Annotated in this window: 9 protein-coding genes; all 9 read left to right on the plus strand. The window is 67.0% G+C overall.

The genetic code is table 11. The features are described 5' to 3' along the window. Positions 1-1,059, plus strand: a 1,059-nt coding sequence (gene hemA / locus ABFC67_RS06915) for a glutamyl-tRNA reductase (protein WP_346737257.1), incomplete at its 5' end; no start/stop codon positions are given. A 10-nt stretch (positions 1,060-1,069) separates the two neighbouring features. Then, positions 1,070-2,152: a peptide chain release factor 1 gene (gene prfA, locus ABFC67_RS06920; protein ID WP_346737258.1), complete on the plus strand. Its 1,083-nt coding sequence runs from the start codon at positions 1,070-1,072 to the stop codon at positions 2,150-2,152. Continuing rightward, complete coding sequence (locus tag ABFC67_RS06925) at positions 2,149-2,595, plus strand: GNAT family N-acetyltransferase (protein WP_346737259.1); 447 nt, start codon at positions 2,149-2,151, stop codon at positions 2,593-2,595. Before prfA ends, ABFC67_RS06925 begins: the two co-directional genes overlap by 4 nt. Before the next feature lie 66 nt (positions 2,596-2,661). Beyond that, positions 2,662-4,743, plus strand: coding sequence for a tetratricopeptide repeat protein (locus ABFC67_RS06930; protein WP_346737260.1), 2,082 nt, complete (start codon positions 2,662-2,664; stop codon positions 4,741-4,743). Positions 4,744-5,029: 286 nt separating this feature from the next. Continuing rightward, complete coding sequence (gene moaB / locus ABFC67_RS06935) at positions 5,030-5,551, plus strand: molybdenum cofactor biosynthesis protein B (protein ID WP_346737261.1); 522 nt, start codon at positions 5,030-5,032, stop codon at positions 5,549-5,551. A gap of 95 nt (positions 5,552-5,646) precedes the next feature. Beyond that, positions 5,647-6,414: a polyphosphate kinase 2 gene (gene ppk2 / locus ABFC67_RS06940; protein ID WP_346737262.1), complete on the plus strand. Its 768-nt coding sequence runs from the start codon at positions 5,647-5,649 to the stop codon at positions 6,412-6,414. Positions 6,415-6,715: 301 nt separating this feature from the next. Continuing rightward, positions 6,716-7,159, plus strand: a complete 444-nt coding sequence (locus tag ABFC67_RS06945; RefSeq protein ID WP_346737263.1) for a hypothetical protein — start codon at positions 6,716-6,718, stop codon at positions 7,157-7,159. A 62-nt stretch (positions 7,160-7,221) separates the two neighbouring features. After that, positions 7,222-7,596, plus strand: a complete 375-nt coding sequence (locus tag ABFC67_RS06950; RefSeq protein ID WP_346737264.1) for a hypothetical protein — start codon at positions 7,222-7,224, stop codon at positions 7,594-7,596. A 71-nt stretch (positions 7,597-7,667) separates the two neighbouring features. Next, entirely contained in the window at positions 7,668-9,062 is a 1,395-nt protein-coding gene (locus ABFC67_RS06955; RefSeq protein ID WP_346737265.1) for a hypothetical protein, read from the plus strand. Positions 9,063-9,221 lie beyond the last annotated feature (159 nt).

The raw sequence follows: 9,221 nt of genomic DNA on the forward strand, positions 1-9,221 counted from the left end.
CGCCGCCACCATCGCTTGACCGCGGGGCGGTTCGACGAGTTCCTTTACCGCCACGACGAAGGCGCGGCCGTGCGCCACATGTTCCGCGTCGCCACCGGGCTGGAGTCGATGGTGCTCGGCGAACCGCAGATCCTCGGCCAGGTCAAGGACGCCTATCAGTTCGCGCGTGCCGCGCACACCCTGCACGCGCCGATGGACCGCCTGCTGCAGCACACCTTCGCGGTGGCCAAGCGCGTGCGCACCGACACGCACATCGGCGCGCACACGGTTTCCGTCGCGTTCACCGCGGTGCGCCTCGCCGAGCAGATGTTCACCGACCTCGGCGAAGCCTGCGTGCTGCTGATCGGCGCCGGCGAGACCATCGAGCTGGCCGCGCGCCACCTGGTCGACCGCCGCGTGCGCCGCCTGATCGTCGCCAATCGCACGCCGGAAAACGCGCAGGCGCTGGCCACGCGCGTCGGCGGCTACGCGGTCGCGCTGGCCGACCTGCCGCAGCACCTCGCCGAAGCCGACATCGTGATCGCCTCCACCGCCAGCCGCGAGCCCGTGCTGAGCCGCGCGACCGTCGAGCAGGCGATCCGCCGGCGCCGCCACCGGCCGATGTTCCTGGTCGACATCGCGGTGCCGCGCGACATCGAGCAGAGCGTCGCCGAGCTGGACGACGTGTTCCTGTACACGATCGACGACCTGCGCCAGGTGGTCGACGAGAACAAGCGCTCGCGCGAAGCGGCCGCGCGCGAGGCCGAAACCATCATCGACCTGCAGGTCGAGCGCTACATGGCCTGGCGCCGCGCGCTGACGGTGAGGAATCCGCTGCTGGCGCTGCGCGGCAACGCCGAGGCGCAGCGCGACGAGGTGCTGGCGCGCGCGCGCGCGATGCTCGAGCACGGACGCGCGCCGGAAGAGGCGCTGGCCTTCCTCGCCAACACGCTGACCAACAAGCTGCTGCATGCGCCCAGCGCGCGCCTGCGCGAGGCGGCGCAGGCCGGCGACCTCGACCTGCTGCATGCCGCCGAGCGGCTGTACGGCCTGGACGACGCAGGCTCGTCCGAGCCGTGACGCCCCCCGCATGACGCCCTCGATCCGCCGCAAGCTCGAACAGCTCGCCGAGCGCCACCAGGAACTCGGCCTGCTGTTGGCGCAGCCCGACGCGCACGCCGACGGCGCGCGCTTCCGCGCGCTGTCGCGCGAGTACGCGCAGCTCGGCCCGGTCGCCGCGGCGCTGGCCGGATACGACGCCGCCGTGCGCGATCTCGCCGACACCCGCGAGATGCTGAAGGATCCCGACTTCCGCGAGCTGGCGCAGGAGGACGTCGCGCGACTGGAAGCACGCCTCGCCGGGCTCGAGCGCGAGCTGCAACTGCTGCTGCTCCCGAAGGATCCGCGCGACGAGGCCAACCTCTACCTCGAAGTGCGCGCCGGCACCGGCGGCGACGAGGCCGCGCTGTTCGCCGGCGACCTGTTCCGCATGTACGCGCGCTATGCCGAGCGCAAGCGCTGGCGCGTCGAGATCCTGTCCGCGCACGAGGGCGAGCACGGCGGCTACAAGGAAGTGATCGCGCGCGTCGAGGGCAAGGGCGCCTATTCGCGCCTGAAGTTCGAGTCCGGCACGCACCGCGTGCAGCGCGTGCCGGCGACCGAGTCGCAGGGGCGCATCCACACCTCGGCGGCGACGGTGGCGATCCTGCCCGAGCTGGACGAGGTGGAGGACGTCGAGGTGAAGGAGTCGGAGCTGAAGATCGACACCTACCGCGCCTCCGGCGCCGGCGGCCAGCACGTCAACAAGACCGAGTCGGCCATCCGCATCACCCACCTGCCGACCGGCATCGTGGTCGAGTGCCAGGACGAGCGCAGCCAGCACAAGAACCGCGCGCGCGCGCTGGCGCTGCTGAAGGCGCGCCTGCTCGACGCGCAGCGCTCCAGGCAGGCCGCCGAGCAGACCGAGTCGCGACGCCTGCAGGTCGGCTCCGGCGACCGCAGCCAGCGCATCCGCACCGACAACTTCCCGCAGGGCCGCGTCACCGACCACCGCATCAACCTGACCCTGTACCGCCTACCCGAGGTCGTCGACGGCGACCTCGACGAGCTGGTCGACGCGCTCGCGAGCGAGCACCAGGCCGACCTGCTGCAAGCGCTCACGGAGCACGCATGAGCCTCGCCATCGCCCGCGCCAGCCTCGCCGACCTCGACGACCTCGCCGCGCTGTTCGACGGCTACCGCCAGTTCTACGGCCAGCCCGCCGACCGCGCGCGCGCGGCCGCGTTCCTGCGCGCACGCCTGCAGGCGGACGAGTCGGTGGTCTTCCTCGCCCGCGACGGCGGTGCCGCGGTCGGCTTCACCCAGCTCTATCCGCTGTGGAGCTCCGTGCAGACCGGCCGCGCGTGGCTGCTCAACGATCTCTTCGTCGCGCCGCATTCGCGCGGCCGCGGCGTCGCCCGCGCCCTGCTCGACGCCGCGCGCGAGCACGGCCGCGCCACCGGCGCGCGCTACCTGCAGCTCGAAACCGCCCGCGACAACGCCGAGGCGCAGCGCCTGTACGAAGCCCACGGCTGGACGCGCGACGAGGCGATGCACACCTACCACCTGGCGCTGTGATCCCGCTGGCGCGCGCGCGCCGCCTGCGCTAGCGTCCGGGTTCCGCCATCACCGCCGCCGAGGCGCATGGATCTCGCCGCCAGCCTGGACCGCGTCGTCGCGTTGCTCGAACAGGGCCGCAGCGCCGACGCCGAACACGCCGCGCGCATCGCGCGCATGCAGTTTCCCGCCGCCGCCGAGGCCGCGCGCCTGCACGGCGCGGCGCTGCTGCGGCTGGAACGACCGGCGGAAGCACGCAGCGCCTTCGATGCGGCGATCGCGCTGGCGCCGGGCGCATTCGAGGCGCACACCAACCTTGCCAGCGCCCTGCTCGCCTGCGACGACGCCGAAGGCGCCGAGCGCGCGCTGGCGCGCGCACTGGCGCTGGCGCCCGGCCATCCCGCCGTGCTGAACGGCCTCGGCAACGCGCGCCGCGCGCGCGGCGACCTCGCCGGCGCGCGCGAAGCCTATGCCGCCGTGACCCGCGCCGCGCCGCATTACGCACCCGCCTGGCTCAACCTCGCCGGCGTCGAGCTGGAGGCCGGCGAAGCCGAAACCGCCGAGGCGCACGTGCGCCGCGCGCAGACGCTGGCGCCAAGCGCGGACGCCGCGTTGCTGCTCGGTCATGCGCTGGCCGCGCGGCGCCGCTTCGAGGACGCCGAGGAGGCCTACGCCGCCGGCGCCGCGCTGGCGCCGCAGGACGCGCGCCTCGCCTACCAGGTCGGCCTGATGGCCGAGGAGCGCGGCGATTTCGCGCGCGCCGCGGCGGCCTACGAACGCACGCTGCGGCTCGATCCCGCGCACGGCCACGCGCTGGGCCAGCTCGCCTTCGTCAAACGCTCGCGCTGCGACTGGGACGGCCTCGACGCGCTGTCGGCGCGGATGCGCGCGCATGTCGCCGCCGGCAAGTCCGGCGTCGCGCCGTTCGCGTTCCTCGCCGAGGACAGTACGCCGGCCGAACAGCTCGCCTGCGCGCGCCTGCACGCGCAGCGCATCGAGCGCGCCGCCACGGCGCAACGCACACGGCTCGCCTTCGCGCATCCGCGCCGCGCGCCCGGCGCGCCGCTGCGCGTCGGCTTCCTCGCCAACGGCTTCGGCGAGCACGCCACCGCGCTGCTCACCGCGGCGTTCTTCGAGCGATTGCGCGAAACCGATGTCGCGTTCCAGTTGTTCGCCAGCAGCCGCGACGACGGCGGCCCGCTGCGTGCGCGGCTGCGCGCCGCCGCGCACGCGCTGCACGACGTCGCCGGCCTGCCGGCGTTCGAGGTCGCGCGGCGGGTGCACGCCAGCGGCGTCGAAGTGCTGCTCGACCTCGACGGCTACTGCGGCGGCGGCACGCCCGAGGTGTTCGCGCTGCGCCCTGCGCCGCTGCAGGTGAACTGGCTGGCCTACCCAGGCACGATGGGCGCGGCCTTCATGGACTACGCGATCGCCGACCGCTGCGTGCTGCCGGCTGCGCTGCGCCCGCACTTTTCCGAAGCCATCGCCTACCTGCCGCGCTGCTACCAACCCTCCGATCCGACCCGCGCGCTGCGCGAGCCGCCGTCGCGCGCGGACCTCGGCCTGCCGGAAACCGGCGCCGTGTACGTCTGCTTCAACAACGGCTTCAAGCTCAACCCGCGCAGCTTCGCGCGCATGTGCGCGGTGCTGCGCGCGGTGCCGGGCGCCGCGCTGTGGCTGCTGAGCGGCGCCGACGGCGCCGACGAGCGCCTGCGCGAGGCGGCACGCGCGCACGGCGTCGATCCGGCACGACTGGCGTTCGCCGCCAAACGCCCGCACCTCGATTACCTCGCGCTGTACCGCCACGCCGACCTGTTCCTCGACACCGAAACCTACAACGCGCACACCACCGCCTCCGACGCGATCTGGGCCGGCTGCCCGGTGCTGACGCGGCCGGGCGAGGCCTTCGCCGCGCGCGTCGCCGCCAGTCTCAACCACCACCTCGGCACGGACGCGCTGAACGTCGCCGGCGACGAGGCCTTCGTCGACGCCGCGGTGCGCCTCGGCCGCGATGCCGGCGCACGCGCCGCGCTGCGCGCCGAACTGGCGGAGCGCAAGCGCGACAGCGGCCTGTTCGACATGACCGCCTACGCGCGCGATTTCGCCGCGCTGCTGCGCGCCATGGCCGAACGCCACCGCGCCGGCCTGCCGCCCGCCGACCTCGGCTGAGCGCCAGGATCAGCCGCGCAGCCGCATGGCCCCGTAGGGTGGATCGCCGCGCCGGCGGCGATCCACCAAGCGACCGCCACACGCACGCCCGCCGCAATCGCCCCGCAGCCGACGGGCGCACCCGGCGGCTCCGCGCAAGGCGCGGAACCGCCCTACGTTGCTGCGCGGGCCTGCCCGCGACGCATCTCGTCGCCCTCTCCCGCTGGCGGCAGAGGGTCGGGGCGAGGGTGGTCCGCGGGTCGCGACCCGCTTCCACCCCCGCCCGCGGCACGCTAGGCTGCCGCGCATGAGCGCCCAGGCCGACTTCGTTCCACTGAATCTTTGCGTGCTGACCGTCTCGGACACGCGCACGCCCGACACCGACGCCTCGGGCGATTTCCTCGTGCTGGCGCTGGGCGAAGCCGGCCACGCGCTGCACGACCGCGAAATCGTCAGGGACGACATCTACACGATCCGCGCGATCGTCTCGCGCTGGATCGCCGACGCGGCCGTGCACGGCGTCCTCGTCACCGGCGGCACCGGCTTCACCGGGCGCGACTCCACGCCCGAGGCGATCCGCCCGCTGCTCGACAAGGAAATGCCCGGCTTCGGCGAGACGTTCCGCGCGCTGTCGTACGAGGAGATCGGCACCTCGACCATGCAGTCGCGCGCATTCGCCGGCCTCGCCAACGGCACCTTCGTGTTCTGCCTGCCGGGCTCGACCTCGGCCTGCCGCACCGCCTGGGACAAGCTGCTGAAGGCGCAGCTCGACGCGCGCACCAAGCCGTGCAACCTCGCCGGCCTGATGCCGCGGCTGGGCGAGCGCTGAGGCCGCGGAACGAAACGGCGCCGCCGTATCCGCGGCCGTCGCATAAGCTTTCGGCGGAAGCCGCTGCGCGGATGCCGCCCTGTGCCGGGGCCGCCATGAAACGCGACGATTACCAGGATGTGCTGAAGGAGTTGCAGCGCGAACTGGTGGCCATGCAGAACGCGCTGGTGCGCGACGGCCGCCGCCTGCTGGTCGTGTTCGAGGGCCGCGACGCCGCCGGCAAGGGCGGCGCAATCAAGGCGATCACCGAGAAGCTCAACACGCGCGGCTACCGCATCGCCGCATTGCCGAAACCCGACGAGCGCGAACGCACGCAGTGGTATTTCCAGCGCTACGTCGCGCACCTGCCCGCCGCTGGCGAGATCGTGCTGTTCGACCGCAGTTGGTACAACCGCGCCGGCGTCGAGCGCGTAATGGGCTACTGCAGCGACGCCGAATACCGCCGCTTCCTGCGCGAATGCCCGAAGTTCGAGCGCATGCTGGTCGACGACGGCATCCAGCTCATGAAGTACTGGCTGGCGGTCGACCAGGCCGAGCAGGAACAGCGCTTCGCCGAGCGCGCCGCCGATCCCGCCAAACGCTGGAAGCTGTCGCCGATCGACCTCGCCGCCCGCGAGAAATACGCCGACTACGGCCGCGCCCGCGACCGCATGTTCGAGGCCACCCACACCGACTGTGCGCCGTGGCACGTGGTCGACTTCAACGACCAGAAGCGCGGCCGCCTCAACCTGATCCGCCACCTGCTCGACCAGGTGCCCCACGACGGCGCGACCCAACCCGCCGTGAAACTGCCGCCGCTGAAAGGAAAGCCGAAGCGCGAGAAACTCAAGGACGAGGCGCTGTGGGTGCGCGAGGTGTACTGAGCGCGGGCGTGCCCGTCGAGGCCACGGCTTTCCATCGGGCAAAAGTGACCACACGCCATTGCACCCCGGTCCGATCTGCCGCTTTATCACCCCGAATGCGGGCTGATAACACTTATCACGGCGGAATCGCCGGATAACGCGACCGCATCAGAACGGCGCAAGCGCCCCACCTCTCACGCAAGCGATTGAAACGCCCAGGGAACCTTCCTTGACACCCCCGACGGCCCGGGCGCAGCCTTGCGTTTATCACCCCGGATGCGGGGTCTACTTGTAGTTAGCGCCCACAGAGAGACTTTCGCAAATGGATAAACCACTGAGCGTCTGGTACTGCGACACCTGCGGCGAGAAGATCGATGATGTCGGTAAGGGCTACGTCATTTGGCGGAGCGAGGGCCATCCCCATGATTTCAAGGTCATCCATCAGCGCGACTGCGATCAAAAAGACCATACCTCGTCGGCCGCGCTTAAGGATTTCCTTGGGCCGCAGGGGCTTTCCTATTGCATGACATTCCTCAGCGCAGGACCGATCATCCACAATCTCAGCGGGTCGAGTGACCAGCCCCAGCCAAACCTCAGCGAGTTCGCGGACTTCGTACGTCGGGTTCAAGTCCCATACTATGAGCAGGCCCGGCGCAGCTTTGCCAATCCAGAGCTACTGTCGGACTTCTCGGACTGGAACGAGTTTGGACCGTACATTCCAGACGAGCTTGAGCGCATCGCCCGTGACTACACGGGTGGGCGCTAACAATTCGTTCAAGCCGATGCGCACGCCGCTGAATTCAAGCGTTAGCTTGAAAGGGGATCTACGTGACTCGTATCGAACCAACGATTGGCACCACTCCGGCACCAAGTGACCTGCCACCAGAACTTCCACCCGTAAGGAAGCAAGCTTCGAAAAAGCCTAGCGTTCGTCGATCCAATCAGTTCAAGATGATTGTTTCCGCTGCAACGCTTTATGCAATCGTGGTTGGCGTCGTCGCCATGCTTTTGCAACCTCAGCCCACAGTAAATGCCGGTGGTTTGGCCTACAGGCTTGGCGAGGTGGCATCATATTTCCTTATCGCAATGATCATAGGTCTTGGCTGCACACTTGTAAGTAAGAAGCCATGGACTTGGGGCTTCGCTGTTTTCGTGCTCATCGTATTCCTCGTCCCGATTTGGTTTGCGGGCACGCACAGCTAACTACTCGTTCAAGGCGGACGGCTGCGCCGCCGCTTAACTCCAGCGTTAGAACTCAGGGGGAGTTTTTCGCAATGCTGACCTTCAAAACACAGTTCCCGATCGCCTCATCCACGACAATGGCTGAGTTCATGGACTGCTGCCGCACTTGGATCATAAAGAGCCCACACACAAAGCTTGCCGCGGAAATCCCAAGCGATGTGCGTGAAGGGAAGTTTGGAGATGAACACGAATCAGCCAATTTCGGGTTCTATGAGTCAGAGACAGACTCATCCGGAGGAGTTCGTTATGAAAAAACAGACAATGACGAAGTTCGCTGGGTAACGGAGGTTATCGGCCACAAATCTAGCGGAAACTTTTTGGCAAGCATTCAACTCAGTGTTGATTCTGAGCTCCCGGTTGAACGTCTCGAGCAAGGGAAGCGCCCCTACATCGCTAAACTTCTGATGGAAAAATTCTCAGGCGGCTATGACGGGAGCCTTCCTGTCACAGATGACCCAATCTTCCTGTCAGAGACGGACACCGATCTTGCAGAGAAGATCATATGCGCTGACACCGGAAGCGTTATGCCTGTCGTTTATGCGAGCCGTAACACGACGGAAGCTCTCATCTTGGAGCCACATGTACTGTCTAAGTGGCTTTCTGGAATGGCTCACGTTGTAGTTGAGCCGAGCAGAAAATTCTCATCTCAAATCATGCGCCAAGTTTATGGTGAAAATGTATATGGTGGCGCAGTAGCTATTTACTGGCCTGATGGAGTCGGAAAATGGATCTACCTACCCAGCAAATGGAACGTACCGAGCTCGCTACAATCCGCGATTGCTAAAAAAATTAGGCTTTCGTTGCTCTATCAGCGCCTGCGACGCGAATGCACTTGGTCATACCTGCAAGAAATGACTTCTCGCCAAAAGCTTGATGCCCTTCGTGCATCTGGCTCTGGCAATATTGACGAATACATAGAGCATTTTGACAAGGAAATATCGGCCAAAGACGAAGAAATACAGCGCCTCGAAGCAGAACTCATTAGGGCCCGCTACAACAAGCGTGAATCTCGCTCCACATCCGAAGATGGCGAGACCTCCATACATCTCGAGACAAGCGAGTCCGATCTATACCAAGGCGAGCAACTTGGCCTTATTACAGACGCTCTCAAGATTGCTGCAGATTCTTCCGAGCAACACTCTCGTAGACGCCACGTTCTTGAAACTCTAATTGAAAGCAATGAGAACCCTGGTGATCGTGAAGAAATCTTGGATCGCCTTAAAGAAGCATTGCGCCAGTACACATCGCTAACCGCATCCGTCCGTGCGGAGCTCGAGGATATTGGATTCGTCATCTACGAAGACGGGAAGCATTACAAGCTTCTTTTCCAAGATGACTCGCGCTACCCGTTCATACTCCCAAAGACCGGAAGTGATTGGCGAGGCGGATTGAATGCATTTTCAGATCTCAAGAAAAGACTGTTCTAGGGCTGAGTTATAACAATTCATTCAAGCCGACGCGATAGTTCCTACGGTTTAGTGGACACCCTGACCTAACGTTTCAGGAGTGCCCCATGCCCAAGCCAGGTCCGAGGACGACCACTCGGTACAGCGCCGACTTCAAGGCCACCGCCGTACGCCTGAGCC

This window comes from Mizugakiibacter sp. (genome assembly GCF_039680435.1).
Lineage (GTDB): Bacteria > Pseudomonadota > Gammaproteobacteria > Xanthomonadales > Rhodanobacteraceae > Mizugakiibacter.